At 35.2% G+C, this 20,375-nt stretch carries 19 protein-coding genes; 12 read left to right on the top strand and 7 right to left on the bottom strand.

Annotation, left to right across the window (positions count from 1 at the left end; translation table 11 throughout):
- Positions 1 to 215: 215 nt before the first annotated feature.
- The 3 genes from P8H68_RS06725 to P8H68_RS06715 form a co-directional block, all read right to left on the bottom strand.
- On the bottom strand, positions 216 to 821 hold the full coding sequence (locus P8H68_RS06725) for a DUF1684 domain-containing protein (RefSeq protein WP_300322725.1): 606 nt from the start codon (positions 819 to 821) through the stop codon (positions 216 to 218).
- Positions 822 to 823: 2 nt separating this feature from the next.
- Positions 824 to 1,531: a class I SAM-dependent methyltransferase gene (locus P8H68_RS06720; RefSeq protein ID WP_300322723.1), complete on the bottom strand. Its 708-nt coding sequence runs from the start codon at positions 1,529 to 1,531 to the stop codon at positions 824 to 826.
- 64 nt (positions 1,532 to 1,595) lie between these two features.
- Positions 1,596 to 2,135, bottom strand: coding sequence for a sigma-70 family RNA polymerase sigma factor (locus tag P8H68_RS06715; protein WP_300322721.1), 540 nt, complete (start codon positions 2,133 to 2,135; stop codon positions 1,596 to 1,598).
- 294 nt (positions 2,136 to 2,429) lie between these two features.
- Here P8H68_RS06715 and P8H68_RS06710 point away from each other — a divergent pair, with 294 nt between their 5' ends.
- Entirely contained in the window at positions 2,430 to 2,588 is a 159-nt protein-coding gene (locus P8H68_RS06710) for a DUF5522 domain-containing protein (protein WP_300322719.1), read from the top strand.
- A gap of 404 nt (positions 2,589 to 2,992) precedes the next feature.
- On the opposite strand, the gene rlmF is transcribed toward P8H68_RS06710, so the two are convergent.
- The gene (rlmF, locus tag P8H68_RS06705; RefSeq protein ID WP_300322717.1) at positions 2,993 to 3,910 is read right to left on the bottom strand and encodes a 23S rRNA (adenine(1618)-N(6))-methyltransferase RlmF; all 918 of its coding nucleotides are present in this window, start codon (positions 3,908 to 3,910) and stop codon (positions 2,993 to 2,995) included.
- A gap of 232 nt (positions 3,911 to 4,142) precedes the next feature.
- Complete coding sequence (locus P8H68_RS06700) at positions 4,143 to 5,108, bottom strand: tRNA-dihydrouridine synthase family protein (protein WP_300322715.1); 966 nt, start codon at positions 5,106 to 5,108, stop codon at positions 4,143 to 4,145.
- Positions 5,109 to 5,255: 147 nt separating this feature from the next.
- Here P8H68_RS06700 and P8H68_RS06695 point away from each other — a divergent pair, with 147 nt between their 5' ends.
- The 6 genes from P8H68_RS06695 (at position 5,256) to P8H68_RS06670 (ending at position 11,499) form a co-directional block, all read left to right on the top strand.
- Entirely contained in the window at positions 5,256 to 5,654 is a 399-nt protein-coding gene (locus tag P8H68_RS06695; protein ID WP_300322713.1) for a VOC family protein, read from the top strand.
- Between the two features lie 122 nt (positions 5,655 to 5,776).
- On the top strand, positions 5,777 to 6,853 hold the full coding sequence (locus P8H68_RS06690) for a nuclease-related domain-containing protein (RefSeq protein ID WP_300322711.1): 1,077 nt from the start codon (positions 5,777 to 5,779) through the stop codon (positions 6,851 to 6,853).
- A gap of 664 nt (positions 6,854 to 7,517) precedes the next feature.
- Entirely contained in the window at positions 7,518 to 8,564 is a 1,047-nt protein-coding gene (locus P8H68_RS06685) for a DUF1852 domain-containing protein (RefSeq protein ID WP_300322709.1), read from the top strand.
- A 14-nt stretch (positions 8,565 to 8,578) separates the two neighbouring features.
- The gene (locus tag P8H68_RS06680) at positions 8,579 to 9,607 is read left to right on the top strand and encodes a methionine synthase (protein ID WP_300322707.1); all 1,029 of its coding nucleotides are present in this window, start codon (positions 8,579 to 8,581) and stop codon (positions 9,605 to 9,607) included.
- A gap of 28 nt (positions 9,608 to 9,635) precedes the next feature.
- Positions 9,636 to 10,457 carry a sulfite exporter TauE/SafE family protein gene (locus P8H68_RS06675; RefSeq protein ID WP_300322705.1) on the top strand — a complete coding sequence of 274 codons (822 nt, stop codon included), beginning with the start codon at positions 9,636 to 9,638 and terminating at the stop codon, positions 10,455 to 10,457.
- A 280-nt stretch (positions 10,458 to 10,737) separates the two neighbouring features.
- Positions 10,738 to 11,499, top strand: coding sequence for a cyclase family protein (locus P8H68_RS06670; protein WP_300322703.1), 762 nt, complete (start codon positions 10,738 to 10,740; stop codon positions 11,497 to 11,499).
- A 77-nt stretch (positions 11,500 to 11,576) separates the two neighbouring features.
- On the opposite strand, the gene P8H68_RS06665 is transcribed toward P8H68_RS06670, so the two are convergent.
- A complete protein-coding gene (locus P8H68_RS06665; protein ID WP_300322701.1) occupies positions 11,577 to 13,016 on the bottom strand; it encodes a hypothetical protein in 1,440 nt (479 codons plus the stop codon).
- Positions 13,017 to 13,259: 243 nt separating this feature from the next.
- On the opposite strand from P8H68_RS06665, the gene P8H68_RS14550 reads away from it, so the two are divergent.
- From P8H68_RS14550 to P8H68_RS06640, 5 genes are all read left to right on the top strand, one after another.
- On the top strand, positions 13,260 to 13,652 hold the full coding sequence (locus P8H68_RS14550; RefSeq protein WP_366144932.1) for a VF530 family protein: 393 nt from the start codon (positions 13,260 to 13,262) through the stop codon (positions 13,650 to 13,652).
- Positions 13,636 to 13,983 (top strand): VOC family protein, encoded by a 348-nt coding sequence (locus P8H68_RS06655; RefSeq protein WP_300322699.1) that lies wholly within the window; start codon positions 13,636 to 13,638, stop codon positions 13,981 to 13,983. The genes P8H68_RS14550 and P8H68_RS06655 overlap by 17 nt, the downstream gene beginning before the upstream one ends.
- A gap of 132 nt (positions 13,984 to 14,115) precedes the next feature.
- The gene (locus P8H68_RS06650) at positions 14,116 to 15,579 is read left to right on the top strand and encodes a catalase (RefSeq protein WP_300322697.1); all 1,464 of its coding nucleotides are present in this window, start codon (positions 14,116 to 14,118) and stop codon (positions 15,577 to 15,579) included.
- A gap of 150 nt (positions 15,580 to 15,729) precedes the next feature.
- Positions 15,730 to 17,361: an ABC-F family ATP-binding cassette domain-containing protein gene (locus P8H68_RS06645; RefSeq protein WP_300322695.1), complete on the top strand. Its 1,632-nt coding sequence runs from the start codon at positions 15,730 to 15,732 to the stop codon at positions 17,359 to 17,361.
- Positions 17,362 to 17,588: 227 nt separating this feature from the next.
- Complete coding sequence (locus P8H68_RS06640; protein WP_300322693.1) at positions 17,589 to 18,746, top strand: DUF1254 domain-containing protein; 1,158 nt, start codon at positions 17,589 to 17,591, stop codon at positions 18,744 to 18,746.
- Between the two features lie 597 nt (positions 18,747 to 19,343).
- Here P8H68_RS06640 and P8H68_RS06635 read toward each other — a convergent pair.
- On the bottom strand, positions 19,344 to 20,375 hold a 1,032-nt coding region (locus P8H68_RS06635; RefSeq protein WP_300322691.1), incomplete at its 5' end, for a family 16 glycoside hydrolase.

The raw sequence follows: 20,375 nt of genomic DNA, 5'->3' as shown, positions 1-20,375 counted from the left end.
TATAGCAATCAATAAAGTAGGTTTCATGAACTTTATGCATAAGACCAATTATTGTTATACAAATAACAAAAAAATAACAGATAGTAAGGGATACGGATTGTTTAAATTAATATCATAAATGGTTTTCTGTATGAAAACAATAGATGACGTAAAGCCTGCACTTAAAATTTAGGTACCGAAAGGTTGATATTGAACAACTGTAAATAATCAAAGTTTTATTCTGAGAGTAATCCTTTTTTTACCCCTGCTTTGATGGCGATTTCTAGGTGGTTTTCGTTGGGTGGAATCGGACAAGAGTAATTATGGTTATAAGCACAGTAAGGGTTATAGGCCTTGTTAAAGTCAATGACAATAGTATTGTTTATGATATTACTGATAAAAACATCTACATAACGACCTCCTTCATAGGTTTCCGTTCCGTTGGTCGCATCCTTAAAAGGTAAAAATAAATAATCTTTGTAATCAAAACTAAATTTAGAATCTTGACTTTGATATATGCTTAATTGTTGTTTCTGTCCATTTAAAATAAAAGTAGCAATTGCATACTGCTGGTATAAGGGAGTTCTATTGCTGGTTGTTTCCATTTTAAACAAGGGAGCCTCAGGTGTTAATTTCAAAGAGGCAACCACAACAAGACTTTTGTCCCAGTTGTAAAAAGGAAGACCTTTGAATGTTTTTACTTCTTTGTTGCTTAATGGAGAACTATCCTTATTACCATATTGCAAGTTCAACTCTGCCTGAAAAGATTTTTGAGCAGATTCTGTTTGCGCATGACTAATACATAAAGTAAAACAGAAAATATAAGGAATAAGGTATTTCATTTTTATAAAATTGTAATTTTTGCAAGGTAATCAAAATGTTCTCCTTCTTCTAGTAGTTCGCAATGCATTCCATTGTAGTTGGCACAGCGTTGTAAAGTGTTGAAATCAACATATAACCAAGGGAAAGAGGTTTTTTTTTCATTTTTATAACTCATCTCAAAGCTTACTTCACCATAGTAGGCAACATCACTAGGAATCCAATGTTCTCCGTCCTCATCTTCGTACATATAAATGATATCAGAAGAGTCAATCAAAATTTGTCCGTTTGGGTTTAATAATGACTTTAACTTCAGTAAAAAAGGAGCCAATTTATCTAAAGTTCCACAGATTCCTGTACCATTCATCAATGCTAAAATAGTATCAAAGGATTTATTTTCTAAAGTCCAGATATCTTGAACATAACTATTGTCAATCCCTCTTTTTTGACAAACAGAAATTGCCCCTTCAGAAATATCTATAGCAGTTGTTTTTTGATTTTTCTCTTGCAAATAAACAGAATGACTTCCGGCACCAGCCCCTAAATCTAGAATATCTCCCTTGCAATGTTTCAGAGCAGTTTGTTCTAAAACAGGCATCTCCTTAAAAGAACGGAATAAATAAGGCAATGGCATTGTATCTTCTTCGGCAATAGAAGAATTGGTAATTAGATCTTCGGTATAATTCCCGTTTTGATAATCTAATAAAGCAGTACCGTAGATGTCTTTGGACATGTAGTTTTTTTGCAAATTTACTAAAATAGCGATGCAAAAAACAATTTTGAAAAAGGAAGTAAAATTAATTACAAACTTTGCAGTCTTCTTTGTTTTTATGTTCTCCTTTGAGATGCCCGTTCGCATCTAGTTTGTAGTCGCAGCAGTCCATAAAACCTTTTTTCAGCAAATCTCTTCCACGTTGAATTCTTGATTTAGCGGCAGGCAATCCGATGGATAAGGTATCGGCAGCTTTTTGTTGTTTGTAACCTTTGATTTCGGTTAGCACTAATATCTCTTTATATTTTTTTGGTAGGTTTAATATCAAGGGAAGCACACAGTCTCCTGCGTCATGTTCATCTTTGGAGTTTTCCTCAGCAGCATCGTTTGTTTCGGTTGGGAGTACAATGTCTTTTTTTCGGAAATAATCCAGAGTCGCATTGTTCGCGATAGAGAAAAGCCAAGATTTTAATCGTTTCTTTTCTTTTAACTCGTGCTTGTGAAGATGAATTTTTATAAAAACTTCTTGCAGAATATCATCAGCAACAGTTTCGTTTTTGACCTTACTGAAAATAAATTTTTTCAAGGCGAGAGAGAATTCAGACCAAATTTTTTCTGTATCCATAGTTCAATGATAATTCCTTCTCCTTAAAATATTATTTCAAAGAGAAGGAAGATTAATTAACAAATACAATTAGCGCAAGTACAAGATTCACAAGTACAGGTGGCACATTGTCCATTTTTGCATGATTCACAGTTGCATGTACAGTTTGTATTTTTCATAATGTTATCATTTAATAGTTAAAGTTACTCATAAGACGGAGGAAAGTCAAAAAAGATGCAAAAAATCCTGAAAAAAAGAAAAATTATTTCTTCAACCAACGAAAAGCTTATTTTTGCAGCACTTTAAATAAGGAAAATGGATGTACCAAAATTAGTAGAAGGAGATTTTTATTGGAATGAAGATGGATACCGTGTATTTACAGAACAATATCATCTAAAAAGAGGGTATTGTTGTAAAAGTGGCTGCAAGCATTGTCCTTATAATTATGATAAAAAAACGGATTCTTTTAAGTGATTTTTTTTGTTTAAGATTCAAGACACAAGACACAAGACACAAGACACAAGTTTCCTGGTTTCTTGATTCTTTGCTCCTGATTCCCAAAATACTGTCGAAGGGTGCTTCCTTCTACCAATCCATGTCAGTTCGAGTCATCCATATTTCATGAATTGTATCGAGAACCATTAGCACGATACTTCTCGATACTAATTTCTTCATTTCATTCATAAATTCACTCGAAGTGACAATGAAGAATAAGCATATAAGGTGTTGATAAATCTGATTCAAGTTGCAAGACTCAAGACTAAAAATCCTGATTCCTGCCACATGACTCCTGATTCCCAAAATGAGACTTCGACAAGCTCAGCCTCCGGATTTAGACTTTTTCGGACCCTGAGCTTGTCGAAGGGTGATTCCTTTCTTTATTTCACAAAAGACCAAACCAAAATTCTACTAATTTTAGAACCTTGTCCCATAGGAATTACTTTAAAGCTTTTTGCCTCCAATTTTTTAAGCAATACTTTTAGAGGACGAATATTTTCTTTTTTAGAAACAAGTGTTGTGAACCAAGTTACATTTTCTGCATGATGTTTACTCTGACGAATCATGTTTTTAAGAAAATTGATTTCACCTCCTTCACACCACAATTCATTATGTTGTCCTCCAAAATTCAAAGTCTCTGCACCTTTAGATTTTAGGTTTTTTAATTTTCGTTTTGTGGCAGAAGCAGCTTCTTCGGCCGAAGCATGGAAAGGTGGGTTGCACATACTTACTTCAAATTTTTCTCCTGCCTGAATAGCACCTCTAAAAATATCTTTGGGATTCTTTTGCAGGCGCAATTCAACAGCATCGTTTAATGCCGGATTTGATTTTAATATTTGTGTTGCAGAAGTAATGGATATCTCTTCAATATCTACACCAACAAAAGACCAACCATATTCTTGATGTCCGAGTATAGGATAAATGCAATTGGCCCCTACACCAACATCTAGAAATTTTATTTGATTCCCTCTAGGAATTTCAGTTTGGTTGTTTTCAGCCAGTAGGTCTGCTATATAATGCACATAATCCACACGACCCGGCACTGGAGAACATAAAAATCCTTTGGGGATTTTCCAATCTTTCAAATTGTAATAATGTAACAGCAAGGCCTTGTTCAAAGCTTTTACGGCATTCGGATTGAAAAAATCAATAGAGTACTCATCGTAATCATTTTTAGAAACAAAAGATTTCAAAGAAGGAAGCGTTTCAATCAATAGTTTGAAGTCGTATCTGCCATGGTGTTTGTTCCTTGGATGTAGTAGTGATTTTTCCTCTTTAGGGTTTTGTTTTTTTGACATTTTGATGTTTTTTATTTTTTATGACTCCTGTTATTTGATTTTTACTCCTTGCTGCCAAACTATGTCAGTTCGAGTGATCCATTTTTCATGGATTGTATCGAGAACCATTATCAAGAGACTTCTCGATACTAATTTCTTCATTTCATTCATAAATTCACTCGAAGTGACAATTCATCTACAACCACATAGGAATTATAAGTACCTGACTACCAGATACTTAGATCATGACTCCTCAATTCGTAAATCCTTTAAACTCTTTATTCGCTAGAATTTCAGAAACAGCGACCTGGTAATTTTTGATGTTCTTAGCTTTTTTAATTTTCTTATACACCTTTTGTGGGTTGTCAAAAGATTGAGAAAAATATTCCCAAAAGCCCAACATTTTCATTCTAATCGGAGTGGGGCCTTGTAAAAAAGCATCGTATTGTTCAAAAATAGTATCATGGAATTCCTTAAATATTTCCATGCTATTTTCAGGATATTGTGTGCTGTTTTCTTGGATCATTTTTGGTAAAAACGGATCCGCAATCAATCCACGTCCAATCATCCAATGATCTATGTTTGGAAAACGATCTTGTACTTTTTTGAAAGATGCCACACTTGTAATATCGCCGTTATAATATAACTTATGTTTGGTATTGTCAATACATTTTTGAAAGGAATCCCAATCGACACCACCTTTGTACAACTGCTTTCCAATTCTGGCATGAATGGCGATGTTTTTCAATGGATAGGTATCCAAAATAGGGAAGACGTCCTGAATTTCTTCCGGTGTTTCATAACCCATACGCATTTTCATAGAAACCGTAATGTCCGTTTCATTATGCACACGTTTTAATATATGATCTATTTTTTCGGGCTGACAAATCAAGCCAGAACCCATTCCTTTTTTTGTAACCATAGGATAGGGGCAGCCTAAGTTCCAATTCAATTCTTTATACCCCAATTCTTGAATGTATTTGACCACATACAAAAACTCCTCATCTGAGTTGGTCATTATTTGTGGGATTACCTCTAGAGTATCATTATGCTCCAAAGCCAAGTCTCTTTTGTAAGAAGATTTGATGACTAACTTTCCATTCATTCTAATATATGGAGCATAGAAGGTATCAATACCCCCAAAATATTTATGAAAGGCATTCCGAAAACGAAAATCAGTAAACCCCTGCAAAGGAGAAGAAAGTAAAGTAAGACTCATAAAAAATAGTTTCGTGGCAAAGATACATTAGTTCTTGAGTATCTCCTCCCTTAGTATCATTGAATTTACAAGAGAAAACCTAGAGTATATCATTTAAGAGGATTTGTGTAACTTTAACAAAATGACTATTTAATTAAAATTAAAAATATGATTTCAAGAGAAGTGGCGATACGCATTGGAAGACCCACAGATCATTTGGAGGAACTCACAAAAATGTATGTAGACGGATTGGGTTTTGAAGTCATCGGTGGTTTTGATCACCATGGCGATTTTAGTGGACGTATGGTGGGGCACCCAAAACATCATTATCATTTAGAATTCACAACTCATAAAACTGAGAAAGCGGGACACGCCCCTAGTAAAGAGCATTTGCTTATTTTTTATATCACGGATAAAACAGAGTATCAAGCAGCTTTGGAAAGAATTTCCAAGTCTAAATTTAAAAAAGTGATTTCTTTCAATCCATACTGGCGTAGAGGAGCAGCAACTTTTGAAGATATAGATGGGTATAGAGTAGTGCTAAATTTTGGGCCAAGTCCTTTTTAGAATATTTTGAGAACAACGTTTTGCACTATCACAAAGCTTTTTAGTTGCTTCAATATTTTTTTTCGCCGCCTTATTTAGGGATTTTATAACTTTTCTCCGCTAATACTATTATAGACTATGTTATGGCGATTGTTAAGGGGAAAATAGAAACTTTAAAAAGAATCCGAGAGGTTTTGGATACTAATGGAATCCATCAGTTTACTTCTGTTGCGGAAATCAATAGCTTTTTACAAAATTATGAAAAGGATCGGAATACCATTTTATTACATGAAAAAAATCATGTGGAAGAAGAATTAGTTGAGAAATGTACAGAGATCTCTGTTTTAGAGATGAATTACAAAAGCGAATTAGAAAAAAGAGAAGGGTGTTTTACCGCAAAAACTGAGAGGTATAAAAAACGATTTAAGATTCATAAAGAAACAAAACCGCAAGAATTAATTGATAAATCAGATCGTGCTTTATACATGATAGGTTACAAGGTTTTGGAATTGTTATTTTTTGGAATAGGAAAGTATTATCCCGGCTATGCTTCACAGAAATTAAAAAAAAATTGGCTACATAAAAAGGATCAATTTGAGAAGATGAAGTTGCAGAAAGAATCTTTAATCGCTGAAAGAAGTTCCCATAGATTAAAAGAACAAGAAAAAATCAAAAAAGTAGTAGACGATTTGAAACCGGTTATTGCGGGAGCGTTAGGTGAGAGTAGAGTGGATAAAGAATTACGTAAATTATCTGATTCATATATAGTCTACAATGATTTCTCGTTTAGCTATAATAAAATGTTTGCACATAGACCTGATGCCAGAAAAATGTACAGTGTACAAATAGATCATTTGTTGATTTCTAATGCAGGGATATTCATTTTAGAGACGAAGAACTGGAGTAAAAAATCCATAGAAAATTTAAATATGCGATCTCCTATTCAACAAATTACAAGGGCTAGAAGGGCTTTGGATTTTTATGTTTCAAATAGGGGAAATCAAAGACAAATTTTTAAAGAGACCAGCCATTGGGGAAAGAGAGAAATCCCTATTCGTAATGTAATTGTAATGATTCATGGAAAACCCTTTGGTGAGTTTCAATTTGTTGCTATCAAATTGGTACATGAATTATTAGGGTATTTAAAGACATTTAAACCAGTATTGACAGATGCTGAGGTGTATAGGCTTAGTCGTTTTTTGGAAAGTATAAAGGATTGATATTTTTTTTAGGAAAAGAACACCACTTCAACAGTATTTTAAAAGCCTCTAAAACCGTGTTGGGTTATCCGAGGCTGAGCCAGTTGAAGTCTTGTGTTTGGAAGTCGGGAGGGAGTCATGTATCAGGTATCGGGTATCAGGAATCAGAAGTCTTGACTCTTGACCCTTGAATCCTGTTTTGTAATTTCTTTGTTGTCACTTCGAGTGAATTTATGAATGAAATGAAGAAATTAGTATCGAGAAGTAGTACCCAAATAGTTCTCGATACAATCCATGAAAAATGGATCACTCGAACTGACAAGGTTGGTGTCAAGTCTTAGGAAACACCCTTCGACAAGCTCAGGGTCCGGGAGTATAATCGGAGGCTGAGCTCGTCGAAGTCTCATGCTTGGAATAAAGAGACAGTAATTAACAACTAAAAACCCAAAAATCATCCTTCCACGATTTTTTACATCTTTTGAAAGTATTCTGAGCAATTTCAAAACAATCTTATTTTCGTTTTTGAAGAATAATTATCTGTTTCTCGTATTTTTAGATTTGTAGAAAGATTAATTTTCTTTTTGATTTTAAATATCAGTGAAGTTATCTGTTTTTTTAGTGAAATTAAATTGATTCATCTTATATGTTCAATTTTGTAAGACATAAATACTAAAAAAATATTCAGATGAAATCGGCCTTATTAAAAAAATCAACAGCAAACAAAAAGCAGGGGAACAAAAGCAATCAACATGCGCCCAAGAATACTATTGAATTTATAATAAATAGTAAATATTTCAACGAAAACTATATCCCGTCTAGCAATACAAGAGCCACTACCAATTTTGCAAATTTGGCAAGAGGAGAAAATCGGCAAGAAAACTTACGAAATACCATTCAAATGATTGATCATCGTTTTAATAGCTTGGCAACATGGGACAATCCAAATTGCAATAGATATTCTGTTGAGCTTGAGATTATTTCTGTAGATATAGACATTGAGGGTAACGGTACAGCATTCCCTTCGATCGAAATATTAAAAACACATATTAACGACCATAAAACAGGCAAACGCCTTGAAGGGATTGTTGGAAATAATTTTTCTTCTTACGTCCGTGATTATGATTTTAGCGTTTTGCTTGCGGAACACAACAAAGGAAAAGACAACTATACTATTCCTGATAATTTTGGCGAATTGCATGGAAATATATTCAAGTGTTTTGTCAATTCTGAAGCATACAAAAAACATTTTAGTAAATCACCTGTAATATGTTTAAGTGTATCAAGTAATAAAACTTATCAACGAACAGGAAATCAACACCCTATTTTAGGTGTTGAATACCAAAGTAACACCTCTTCTTTAACAGAAGATTATTTCGATAAAATGGGATTAAAGGTTCGTTATTTTATACCGCCCAATAGCGTAGCTCCCTTAGCTTTTTATTTTTTTGGTGACTTGCTTGCGGATTACACGAATCTTGAATTGATTAGTACCATTGCGACAATGGAGACTTTTCAAAAAATTTACAGACCCGAAATTTATAATGCAAATGCGGTTGCTGGACAACGTTACAATCCTAGTTTAAAAAATCAAGACCATTCTATAACAAAAATTTCATACGACAGAGAAGAGCGTACCAGCTTAGGAATTGAGCAAGGTAAATTTGCAGAGCAGCATTTTATCAAGCCAAATAAAAATTTCTTAGAACAATGGTCAGCTAATTTCACAATCTAACAGCATATATTATTATGAAAAAATTATTACCAACATCAACCGTTGGAAGTTTACCCAAACCCACATGGCTTTCAACCCCAGAAAAACTTTGGTCGCCGTGGAAATTAGAGAATTCTATATTACAAGAAGGAAAACAAGATGCTTTGCGTGTTTCTTTACAAGAGCAACAATTAGCCGGACTTGATATCATTTGTGATGGTGAGCAAACGCGACAACATTTTGTCACAACTTTTATTGAGCATTTAAGTGGAGTGGATTTTGAAAATCGCAAAACAGTAAAAATTCGAGACCGATATGAAGCAAGTGTTCCAGTGGTTGTAGATAAGATTGCACGAAAAAAAGGCGTTTTTGTTGAAGATGCTAAGTTTTTGCGAAAACAAACCAACAAGCCTATAAAATGGGCATTACCAGGTCCGATGACTATGGTAGATACCTTGTACGACGATCATTACCATAGTAGAGAAAAATTGGCCTGGGAGTTTGCGAAAGTGCTTAACGAAGAAGCTAGAGAATTGCAAGATGCTGGAGTGGATATTATCCAGTTTGATGAACCGGCATTCAATGTTTTTTTTGAGGAGGTAAACGATTGGGGGATGGCTGTCCTAGAAAAAGCGATAGAAGGTTTGCATTGTGAAACAGCGGTTCATATTTGTTATGGCTATGGTATAAAAGCCAATAATGATTGGAAAAAAACCTTGGGTTCTGAGTGGCGACAATACGAAGAAATTTTCCCGAAAATTCAAAAATCTAATATCGATATAGTGTCGTTAGAATGTCACAATTCAGGTGTGCCGCTGGAGTTAATGGAACTAGTTCGTGGAAAAAAAATAATGGTAGGTGCAATAGATGTGGCTAACAACAGGATTGAAACTCCCGAGGAAGTTGCAAATACGTTGCGCAAAGCTCTTAAATTTGTGGATATTGAAAATCTTTATCCTTGTACAAATTGCGGTATGGCTCCGTTATCTCGACCAATAGCCAATGCTAAATTAAGTGCTTTGAGTAAAGGAGCAGAAATAATACGCAAAGAATTGGGAATCTAATTGAAAGACTAAAAAAAATAATTTTATTATGGATATATATATACTTTATTACCTAATCGCAGGTTCTTTTGCCGGCGTACTAGCAGGTTTATTTGGTATTGGTGGCGGTATGATCATTGTGCCCACATTAATTTACATTTTTAAAAGCCAAGGCATTCCTGATGCTGCGCTCACACATATTGGTATTGGAACCTCTCTGGCAACGATTATAGTAACCTCTATTAGTTCGCTTCGAGCACACAATAGCAAAGGAGCTGTTAATTGGGACGTTTGGAAACGTATGGCGCCAGGCTTGATCCTTGGTTCGTTAATTGGTGCGGCTATTGCAACAATGATTCATGGTAATTCACTGCAAACCATCATTGGTTTTGGTGCATTTTTGGTTGGTTTGAAAATGCTGTTTGTAAAAAATAAATCTCTAGAGGAGAATGATTTTAGTAAACTGCCATCTCCGATTGGACAAACGGGAATAGGAGGTTTTATTGGTCTTGTTTCTGCTATTTTTGGTATTGGCGGAGGTACCTTAACAGTGCCTATATTGAGCTATTGTGGTTTGAAAATTCAAAACGCAGTGGGGACTTCAGCTGCTTGTGGATTGCCTATCGCAAGTGCTGGCGCAGTTGGGTTTCTTGTGTTTGGACAATTTGTAGACCCAAACCTAAAAGAATCTTTGCCCAATGGTGTTTTTGGATTTGTACATGTATATGCCTTTATCACTGTTAGTTTTGCTAGCTTTTTTACTGCTCGTATTGGAGCAAAATTGGCACATGTTTTACCCGCTGCTACCTTGAAAAAAGCTTTTGCGGTACTGTTGCTTGTAGTGGGAGTTAAATTGATTATTGGGGGCTGAGGTTTTTAGTGTCGGAGGCTGAGCCTGTCTAATTTTGAGGCTGAACTTGTCGAAGTTGGAGGCTGAGCCTGTTGAAGTTGGAGGCTGAGCCTGTCGAAGCCTCGTTTTAGGAAATACAAATCAAGTGTATAAAAAAATGCCCTAAAAATTAGACAGGAGATGGAAAGCGAATCTTTTAAAATCAATGTTTCCTATAGCGAACTGATTAAAATTAGGATATAATCTAATAGGGATATTATGACGAAAAGATTGATATTTACAAAAAATAATAAATTGTAAAATGAAAATAATAGATCTATCAAAACCCATCCAATACAATAAATCAGACCCTTGGTTTATGAAAGTGAAAATCAAACACAAGGCGCATAAAAAAGCCACTTTGTTATTGCGTTTTTTGGGGTTGCCTAAAAAATTATTCCCCAAACAATTTATCGGTTGGGCAGATGATACCATTCAAAAAATGGGAGTACATTCAACAACACATATTGACGCTCCTTGGCATTATGCACCTACTGTAAATGGTGAGCGTGCCAAAACAGTAGATGAAATTCCTTTGGATTGGTGTTATGGTGAAGGGCTGGTAATTGACATGAAGCACAAAGAAGATTTTGATGCCATTACCGTGCAAGATCTCAAAGAATTTTTGACCAAAGAAAATCTAAGCCTTACTGCAGGAATGATTGTTTTGATCAAAACAGGAAGAGATATTTACAACGGGACCAAAGATTTTCCGAACAAAGGGACTGGAATGAGTGCTGAGGCTACAGAATGGTTGATAGATCAAGGAATCAAAGTCATGGGAATAGATTCTTGGGGTTGGGACTTGCCTTTGAAATATTTGATTAAAAAAGCCAAGGAAACCAACAACTCAGAATTATTTTGGGAAGCACATTTGGTTGGGCAACGCAAAGAATATTGTCATATAGAACAATTGGTAAATTTAGATGCATTGCCGTATACAGGTTTTAAAATTGCGGTTTTTCCTTTAAAAATTGTAGGAGCCTCTGCAGCACCTGCGAGAGTAGTGGCACTATTTGAATAAAGTAAGTTTAAAAATTAACCAGCACTTAGTTTGTGATTAAATGCTGGTTTATTTATGATGTTTTTTTTAGTTGAAATTTAAGAGTCTATAGATACCGATACTTTCCAAATTTTATTGGATGCTTGAGTGTTGCCCTGACCTCCCTGTGGGTTTTTCTTATCCGATTCGATACCCCCAAAAATATAACCAATTTTAATGTTTGAATCCAATTCTAGCGTTTCTTTTAAATCGATGATTTCAGAAGATGAAGACGTTTCTGAGTTTTTAAAACGTACTAATTTGTTGTTAGGTATTAACACCGCTTCTGAACCAAAATATTTTTTATCGGCAATAGGGTTATCAAATACATTTTCTATAACGCTACTTGTACTTTTCAATTCAGCCATGTTTGTTTGAATGTGAAGTGCAGTATTTGTAAAACCTAATTTTCCATTTCCAATTCCACCAATTAGAAAAGTGTGTTGAATATCTTTTCCATCTTTGGATTCATATAAAGAGAAATTAGGGCAAGTATATACATTGTAGTTATTTTGATTGTACGCTGAATCCTGTGTGTACCTCTTAGCGTTGCTGTTATTTTTAAATGTAGGATGTATATAGATAGCATCGCTCCATGCTGCTGGAGGAAAACCTGCTTTAAATACGCCGGCAAAAACGGCCAAGCCATTTTCAATTTTGTTATTTGTTGGGTTTTTGTAAAGTGATGGAACTATTGGGCAATCTCTTCTTCTAAAAATAGAGGAGGTATCAGATGACGGTAAAGTAGGATATTCAACATCAGAAATTGCTGAACATTGCATATTAATTAACAAACCGTATTTTACAAAACTAGGAGTTAAAGTAAATGGATATACAGCATCAGCATATTTTTGTCCTTGCTGTGCAGTTGCTCCAAAATTTTGTCCAAATGACAAATAAAAGGTGTCATTAAAATGCAATAATTCACCGCCCGTTACGGCAAAGTTAGAATGACTACCAAATGCAAATAGGTTTTTAGCATCGACATTTACATAATCTCTTTTTACTAAAGCAATCAAAGATGGAATATGTATTTGTGCAATTTGGTTATAAGTAATGTAATTTTCTGATTTACCAGTAAAGCTTTCTGGGCCGTATCCTCCTGCTATATATAGATATTCTCCTACTTGTGTAGAAAGTGAATTTGTATTTCTAAAAACGGTTATAAACTCCTTTAAAATTGATGAATAACTTTTGAAATTAGAATTTATAATAGCTTCTAATTCTTCGATAGTAATAGATATAGAGAGATCTTTACTAACATCATAAACATAGATGTTTTGGTTGAATGCTTTCTCAAGAAAAGAGGTACTTGCATAATTTCCATTAAGGTTATGAAGGCCTTCATTTGTCCCCGCAATTAGCAACCAATTATTTTGATCAACACCATGAGCAAAGGATTGCAATTTTGGTGCGTTCTTTTTTGAGGTTAGTTCTACTGCTACCGATAAAGATTTTTGCTCCTCTATTTCTACGAGATTTTTTAGTTCTATTGACATCGCTATATGTTTTTAGATTCCTACTCTATTGATAAGGCTTTTCGGATATCGCCTGTATGAAAATGAGTTTCATTGTTAGCATTAAAATTCATGAATAATTAGTTGTGTTTTTATTTTTTGATCTAAGCAACTGATTTATCAATATAAAAGTTGAAATTTGTGGTATAAGTGAAATCTTGCTTGTCAGATTCTTGAAAATATTCGGAACAAGCAAAATCTTGTTTAATTCAATGTATTTGTAAAATGAGTTTTCCAGAAAAACAATTCGATAAACTAGAAAAAAATGACAAAGACTCATCTGAAAATATTTCGGAGGAGCTTTTTAAAACAATTACGAATGAAGAATTAAATGCAGTAGATCCTTCTCGAAAAAACAGAAAACAAGCTACACCAGAGCAATTGGCAAATCCTTTTCATGGGGTGAAACTCAAAGAAGTGTTGGATCGTTTGGTTGATTTTTATGGTTGGGAATACCTTGGAGAAAGGACTAATATCCGTTGCTTTAAATACAATCCCAATAGGAAGTCGAGTCTTGGCTTTTTAAGAAAAACGCAATGGGCAAGGGAGTTTGTAGAAGATGTATATCTAGAGATGTTAGACGATATTGAAAAAAAAGAAAATGAAAGCACAAAATAACCATATCAATTATATAGAGTTCAAAGCCAAATACTTGAAACAAACGGAGGTGTTTTATCAGAATGTCTTTGGGTGGCAGTTTACTTCTTATGGCCCCAATTATGTTGCTTTTGCTGCAAGTGGGGTAGAAGGTGGTTTTGAAAAAACGGATGAACCCATTGTGAATGGTGTTTTGGTGGTGTTGTATCACACCAATTTAGAGGAAGTGTTAGAGAAAGTAACAGCTGCTGGTGGAAGTATTTCAAAAGAGATTTTTTCTTTTCCAGGAGGAAAGCGTTTTCAGTTTTTAGATCCTTCAGGGAATGAATTGGCGGTTTGGTTGGAGATTTAGTGGTACATCATAAAAGATTGTCTTTTCCTTAACGATTGTTTTTTTGGAATTTAGTTTGTTCTGTTGTAACTTCAACAGGCGATAAATGCAAGCAACTCATAGTTGTACTCACCTTAAAATAAACGTACTATCATGAAAGAGGAAAAGAAAAAATTGACTTCGGTTTCCGGACGTCCAATTGCAGAAAATCAGAATGTAAAAACAGCTGGAAAGCGTGGTCCATTACTCATGGAAGATTTTTGGTTCTTAGAGAAATTAGCTCATTTTGATAGAGAGGTAATTCCTGAGCGAAGGATGCATGCAAAAGGTTCCGGTGCCTTTGGAACTTTTACGGTAACGCATGATATAAGCCAATACACCAAAGCAAAAATATTTGCTGAGGTTGGGAAGCAAACAGAAACTTTTGTTCGTTTTTCTACTGTTGCGGGAGAAAAAGGAGCAGCGGATGCCGAGCGTGATATACGTGGATTCGCAGTGAAATTTTATACTGAAGAAGGGAACTGGGACTTGGTAGGAAACAATACACCGGTATTTTTTCTAAAAGATCCTTATAAATTCCCAGATTTGAACAAAGCGGTAAAACGTGATCCAAAGACAAATTTAAGAAGTGCAAATCACAATTGGGATTTTTGGACCTTATTGCCAGAGGCTTTGCATCAAATAACGATTACCATGAGTGACAGGGGAATTCCAAAAACCTACCGTCATATGAATGGTTATGGAAGTCATACTTTTAGTTTTATCAATGACAATCAAGAGCGTTTTTGGGTGAAGTTTCATTTAAAATGTGCGCAAGGAATTCAAAATTTAAGTGATGCTGAATCTGAAAGTATCATTGGGAAGGACAGAGAAAGTCATCAAAGAGATTTGTTTGAATCTATTGAAAAGGGCGATTTTCCAAAATGGAATTTAAAAGTCCAAATCATGCCAGAAGCTGAAGCGAAAGATTATCGTTTCAATCCTTTTGATTTGACCAAAGTTTGGCCTCATACGGACTATCCTTTGATAGATGTTGGGGTGTTGGAGTTGAATAAAAATCCTGAGAATTATTTTGCGGATGTAGAACAGTCTGCTTTCAATCCAGCCAATGTAGTACCCGGAATTGGATTCTCTCCAGATAAGATGTTACAAGGAAGGTTATTCTCTTATGGAGACGCACAACGTTACCGTTTGGGAGTGAATCATTATCAGATTCCTGTAAACAAACCAAAATGTCCGTTTCATAATTCGCACCGAGATGGTGCCATGCGTGTAGATGGTAATGAAGGCGGTTCTATACATTATGAACCGAATAGTTATGGACAATGGGCAGAAAGTCCTGAACACAAAGAGCCACCAATGGAATTAGACGGTGCGGCTTTTCATTACGACCATAGAGAAGATGACGATTATTATACACAGCCAGGTGAGTTATTCTCCATCATGAGTCCAGCGCAACAGCAAACTTTATTTGACAATACTGCAGCCCAAATAGGAGGAGCTGAGCAATTTATTCAAGAAAGGCATGTAGTCAATTGTTATAAAGCAAAGCCTGCTTATGGAGAAGGAGTTGCGAAAGCCTTAGGACTTGATATTAGTAAAATAGATCTGTCTTAAGCTAGGCTCGTAAATCAATACAAAGGTCAGATTACTACTCGTAATTTGGCCTTTTTGTTTTTAGAATGAGAGTTGGTTGAAAATAATAAATATTCCAACTTTTGTAACACAAAGCTTTTGACTATTTTCGCAGCTCTTAAATAGTTATATATGATTTCGGTAGATCAAATTGCAGTAGAATTTAGCGGTGAAGCCTTGTTTAGTGATGTTTCGTTTGTGATAAATGAAAATGACAAAATTGCCCTGATGGGTAAAAATGGCGCAGGGAAGTCTACCATGATGAAAATTATTGCTGGAGTGCAAAAAGCAACTAGAGGAAATGTACGTTGTCCCAAAGAAGCCGTGATTGCCTATTTACCACAGCATTTATTGACAGAAGATAATTGTACTGTTTTTGAAGAAGCAGAAAAAGCCTTTGCACATGTGTTCGAAATGCGTGATGAAATGGATCGTTTGAACAAAGAGCTAGAAACGCGTACCGATTACGATTCGGATGAATACATGAAAATCATTGAAAAGGTATCTGATTTAGGAGAAAAATATTATGCTTTAGAGGATGTAAACTATGATGCTGAGGTTGAAAAAGCTTTGGGAGGATTAGGTTTCAAACGTGAAGATTTTACCCGTCAGACCAGTGAGTTTAGTGGTGGATGGCGTATGCGTATAGAACTGGCAAAAATACTATTGCAAAAACCTGACTTGATTTTGTTAGATGAGCCTACCAATCACGTAGATATTGAATCGGTAATTTGGTTAGAAGATTTTTTATTGAACAAAGCGAAAGCGGTTGTGGTCATCTCTCACGACAAGGCATTTATTGATACCATTACCAACAGAACCATTGAAGTAACAATGGGAAGGATATATGACTACAAAGCCAACTACTCTCATTATTTAACGTTGCGTGAAGAACGTAGAGAGCATCAAATAAAAGCCTACAAAGAGCAGCAAAAATTTATAGCTGATACCAAAACTTTTATAGATAAATTTAAAGGAACGTTTTCAAAAACCAATCAGGTACGTGATAGAGAACGTATGTTAGAGAAATTGCAAATCATTGAGGTAGATGAAGTAGACAATGCAGCATTAGCTTTAAAATTTCCGCCTGCACCAAGGTCTGGTGATTATCCAGTTCAAGCAGAGAGTCTTTCAAAAGCATACGGAAATCATGTGGTTTTTAAGGATGCCAATATGTCCATTTCAAGAGGAGAAAAAGTTTCTTTTGTAGGAAGAAATGGAGAAGGAAAATCTACCATGATCAAAGCGATTATGGGAGAAATTGATTTTGAAGGAACTTGTGAACTAGGACATAATGCCAAAGTAGGATATTTTGCTCAGAACCAAGCCGCTTTATTAGACGAACAATTGACGGTTTTCCAAACGGTAGATCAAGTAGCAAAGGGAGATATCAGAACACAGATAAAAAATATTTTAGGTCGTTTTATGTTTTCTGGAGATGCCATAGACAAAAAGGTAGGCATGCTTTCTGGTGGAGAAAAAACAAGATTGGCCATGGTGAAATTATTGTTAGAGCCTGTAAATGTGTTGATTTTGGATGAGCCGACCAATCATTTAGATATCAAATCAAAAGATGTATTAAAAGAAGCATTGTTGAATTTCGATGGAACCTTGATTTTAGTATCGCATGATCGTGATTTCTTAACTGGACTTTCTGAAAAAGTATTTGAGTTCAAAGACAAAAGAGTCATTGAACACTTTGAAACAATCGATGCCTTCTTAGAACGCAATAAAATCGAAACCTTGAAACAAATAGATTTGTAGGTTTTAGACTTTTCCGCACCCTGAGCTTGTCGAAGGGTTACTTTTGATTCTTGCTTTCTGACTTCTGAGTTGCTACTAGTTGTTTCACCTCGATAAAATGATATCTTAGCGTATTCTTCGTCTATTTGACTATATAAAGAATATAGCTATATTTAAAAAAAGTTTTCCTTTGAAGTACCAAACAAAATCTAAGACAACAATAGTTTTAGATGGTTAAAGCAAACATTATGAAAAATAGTAAACTAATTGTAATTGCACTACTTCTTGCAGTAGTGGTTATGTCGTGCAAAGATTCTCAAAAATCAGTTCAAAAAGAAACAAGTGATTCCGCTATTTTTGAGTCGAAAGTAATAGAAAGTGCTATTGCTTATCAGAAAGCTGGAGGAAAGGCAGAATTTATAGAAGGTGAGGTACTTCAAATTACTGATGAAAACTATGCACATGCCGAAACCGCTAAAAATTATCGCAATTGGATGGTAAAAGGAGCGAATGAGGGAATCTCACATTTGCGCATCATGGCTCCTAGGGGCGAAAAAGCACCAACCGTACAAATGAATCACGATTGTCTGTATTCTGTGGCGATTACCAAAGTAGTAAATGGAAAAATATCCTTTGAAATTCCGGAAGATGTATTGGTATATACTTCTGTGCAAGTAATTGACCAATATGGTCATGGACAACATTATATTGTTACTAAAGGAAGACATACAGTAAAACTTGATACCGCCGATGGAACCACGCATGCTTTTTTGATTTTTAGAAGTGGGTTGGAGAAAGGTATAGAGGTTGCGAAAGAAAATCAGAATAAATTAACAACTTGGGGATTGGTCTCGGGAGATTTTAAAGTACCTAATTACGACTTTGCTGCTGTAGATGCAAAAACTGATAAGTTGAGAAGTGAAGTTGTAGGGAAAGCATTTTATTATACCTTTCCAAGAAATGAAAAAGATGTTACAGATCGTCATCAATGGAATTTAGAATGTGCGCTGGGTTGGGGAGGAGCTTCTCCAATAGTCAACGAGTCTAATTTGTATAGCAATTCAAAAATGTACAGTGGTAAAAAAAGTTATACTACTACTTTTATGAATCCAGAATCTGTTTATTTTTCTTCAATTACAGTGTATGATGCAAGACGTTATTTATTTGAAGACGAAGCTGTGAAAAATGTCAATAGCAATACCTGGGTGGTAAATAGTGATAATACAGTTACCATATCATTCAATTGCGGAGAAGGAGCTATAAATAATATTGACACCAAAGGACAAGATTATACATTTACCGTAAGGTATTATGGAGTTACAGATCAGGTGGTGAGAGCAAATAATAAAGACGCGGTTCCTAATAGATTGAATCCAATGTTTATGATGGAAGAGCTTAAGAAATAATAAAATTATTCAAATAACATATATAAAAAGCGACACTTTGTGTCGCTTTTTTGTTTTAGAAAGACTCCTGCTTCCCAACATGAGGCTTCGACAGTATTTCGAGAGCCTCAACAACCAGCTCAGCCTCCGGTTAAACTACTCGGACCCTGAGCTTGTCGAAGGGTGGTTCCTACTATTATCAATCAACCCTGTCAGTTCGAGTGATCCATTTTTCATGGATTGTATCGAGAACAGCTGGCACGATACTTCTCGATACTAATTTCTTCATTTCATTCATAAATTCACTCGAAGTGACAATAAAGTAATAATCGCAATACTTATGGTTATACCTCATTCAAGACTCAGGATACAAGGCTCAAGATACAGGACACATAATTCTTGATTCTTGCTTCCTGCTTCCTGCTTCTTAATTCTCAACATGAGACTTCGACAAGTTCAGCCTCCGATTATAGACTCGTTTGGACCCTGACCTTTTCGAAGGGCTACTCCTGATTCTTGTTTCCTGACTCCTGACTCTTGATTCCCATCACGAGAGTTCGACAAGCTCAGCCTCCGATTAGAATCCCGACCCCTTAGCCTGTCGAAGGGCGCTTCCTGTTATTTGTTTTTTAGCTCTTTCGGAAAACTCTCAATAGCAGTTATTTTCATGTTTTTATAAAAAATTTCCGCAGCTTCTGATTGTATTTGAATTTTACCTTTGGTAACCGGAATGGTTTTACCACTGATATCATAACGAGCATTTTTCACTCGATTGACTACATGTCCATTCACTAGATGGATACTTTCATTGCCCAAAACATAGATTTCTAGTTTATTCCATTCTCCATTTTTGTTTTCAAATAATTCTGATTTACTAGCTTGACCAGATTCAAAACCAGTACCCCATTTAAGAGGAATAAGGTCTCCTTTTGGGTTGTAGATAAAATGTTTTTTGCCATTGTTATTTAGTTTTCCGGTAGAAGGCACATCACCATAAACATCTCCAAGTGCAATAAAATCTCCACAATCACCCTCTTGAACTTGAAATTCTAAACTTGCCATCCAAACATTCCAAAATGCTCCATGAACACCTTTAGCATGGTATAGTATTCCGCTATCCCTTTTGTCTTTTAACCGTGGTTCCCATTTTTTAGTACCCCATTTGAATTCAGTTTCAAAATGATAATTTTGATATTCATTTTTAGTTGTCAAACCACCATAAATTTCTCCAGTAATATGTAAAACATCCTCATTATTTTCTTTAATAACAGAGAATACATCCTTTACATCATTATTAAGTCCTAAAGATTTACTGGTTCTTACATCGTCAGATTTTTCAAAATCTATATCAACGGATGTATGTACGCCTCCCATAAAGACATCCCATTTACTCAATTTTGTGTCAAGTAGGTTTTCGCTTCCTTGCTTGATTTCAACTTCAGATTCACCCAAACACCACACGATTCCATTTTTTAAATGAGTCAAGAAATTTGGATCCTGATAAGAGGCATTTGTATGTCCCATACCTGTATAAAATACACGGCCTCCTTCGTAATGATGGTACCAAGAAATAGGATGCTCTGCATGCATTTGTTTCCCTGAATAACTTGATTCATCAAGAGTCAAAAGAATATTTGCATGAGCTTCAAC

This window comes from Flavicella sp. (genome assembly GCF_029238425.1).
Lineage (GTDB): Bacteria > Bacteroidota > Bacteroidia > Flavobacteriales > Flavobacteriaceae > Flavicella.
Note: the sequence above shows the minus strand (reverse complement) of the source record. Positions and strands in the feature narration are given on the sequence as shown.

What these genes read in the sequence shown, in the direction of transcription:
- P8H68_RS06695 (WP_300322713.1), top strand. Translation starts at nt 5,256, where the DNA reads ATGATTTCAAGAGAAGTGGCGATACGCATTGGAAGACCCACAGATCAT.
- P8H68_RS06665 (WP_300322701.1), bottom strand. Translation starts at nt 13,016, where the DNA reads ATGTCAATAGAACTAAAAAATCTCGTAGAAATAGAGGAGCAAAAATCT.
- P8H68_RS06690 (WP_300322711.1), top strand. Translation starts at nt 5,777, where the DNA reads ATGGCGATTGTTAAGGGGAAAATAGAAACTTTAAAAAGAATCCGAGAG.
- P8H68_RS06680 (WP_300322707.1), top strand. Translation starts at nt 8,579, where the DNA reads ATGAAAAAATTATTACCAACATCAACCGTTGGAAGTTTACCCAAACCC.
- P8H68_RS06720 (WP_300322723.1), bottom strand. Translation starts at nt 1,531, where the DNA reads ATGTCCAAAGACATCTACGGTACTGCTTTATTAGATTATCAAAACGGG.
- P8H68_RS06710 (WP_300322719.1), top strand. Translation starts at nt 2,430, where the DNA reads ATGGATGTACCAAAATTAGTAGAAGGAGATTTTTATTGGAATGAAGAT.
- rlmF (WP_300322717.1), bottom strand. Translation starts at nt 3,910, where the DNA reads ATGTCAAAAAAACAAAACCCTAAAGAGGAAAAATCACTACTACATCCA.
- P8H68_RS06655 (WP_300322699.1), top strand. Translation starts at nt 13,636, where the DNA reads ATGAAAGCACAAAATAACCATATCAATTATATAGAGTTCAAAGCCAAA.
- P8H68_RS06685 (WP_300322709.1), top strand. Translation starts at nt 7,518, where the DNA reads ATGAAATCGGCCTTATTAAAAAAATCAACAGCAAACAAAAAGCAGGGG.
- P8H68_RS06645 (WP_300322695.1), top strand. Translation starts at nt 15,730, where the DNA reads ATGATTTCGGTAGATCAAATTGCAGTAGAATTTAGCGGTGAAGCCTTG.
- P8H68_RS06670 (WP_300322703.1), top strand. Translation starts at nt 10,738, where the DNA reads ATGAAAATAATAGATCTATCAAAACCCATCCAATACAATAAATCAGAC.
- P8H68_RS06650 (WP_300322697.1), top strand. Translation starts at nt 14,116, where the DNA reads ATGAAAGAGGAAAAGAAAAAATTGACTTCGGTTTCCGGACGTCCAATT.
- P8H68_RS06715 (WP_300322721.1), bottom strand. Translation starts at nt 2,135, where the DNA reads ATGGATACAGAAAAAATTTGGTCTGAATTCTCTCTCGCCTTGAAAAAA.
- P8H68_RS06700 (WP_300322715.1), bottom strand. Translation starts at nt 5,108, where the DNA reads ATGAGTCTTACTTTACTTTCTTCTCCTTTGCAGGGGTTTACTGATTTT.
- P8H68_RS06725 (WP_300322725.1), bottom strand. Translation starts at nt 821, where the DNA reads ATGAAATACCTTATTCCTTATATTTTCTGTTTTACTTTATGTATTAGT.
- P8H68_RS06675 (WP_300322705.1), top strand. Translation starts at nt 9,636, where the DNA reads ATGGATATATATATACTTTATTACCTAATCGCAGGTTCTTTTGCCGGC.
- P8H68_RS14550 (WP_366144932.1), top strand. Translation starts at nt 13,260, where the DNA reads ATGAGTTTTCCAGAAAAACAATTCGATAAACTAGAAAAAAATGACAAA.
- P8H68_RS06640 (WP_300322693.1), top strand. Translation starts at nt 17,589, where the DNA reads ATGAAAAATAGTAAACTAATTGTAATTGCACTACTTCTTGCAGTAGTG.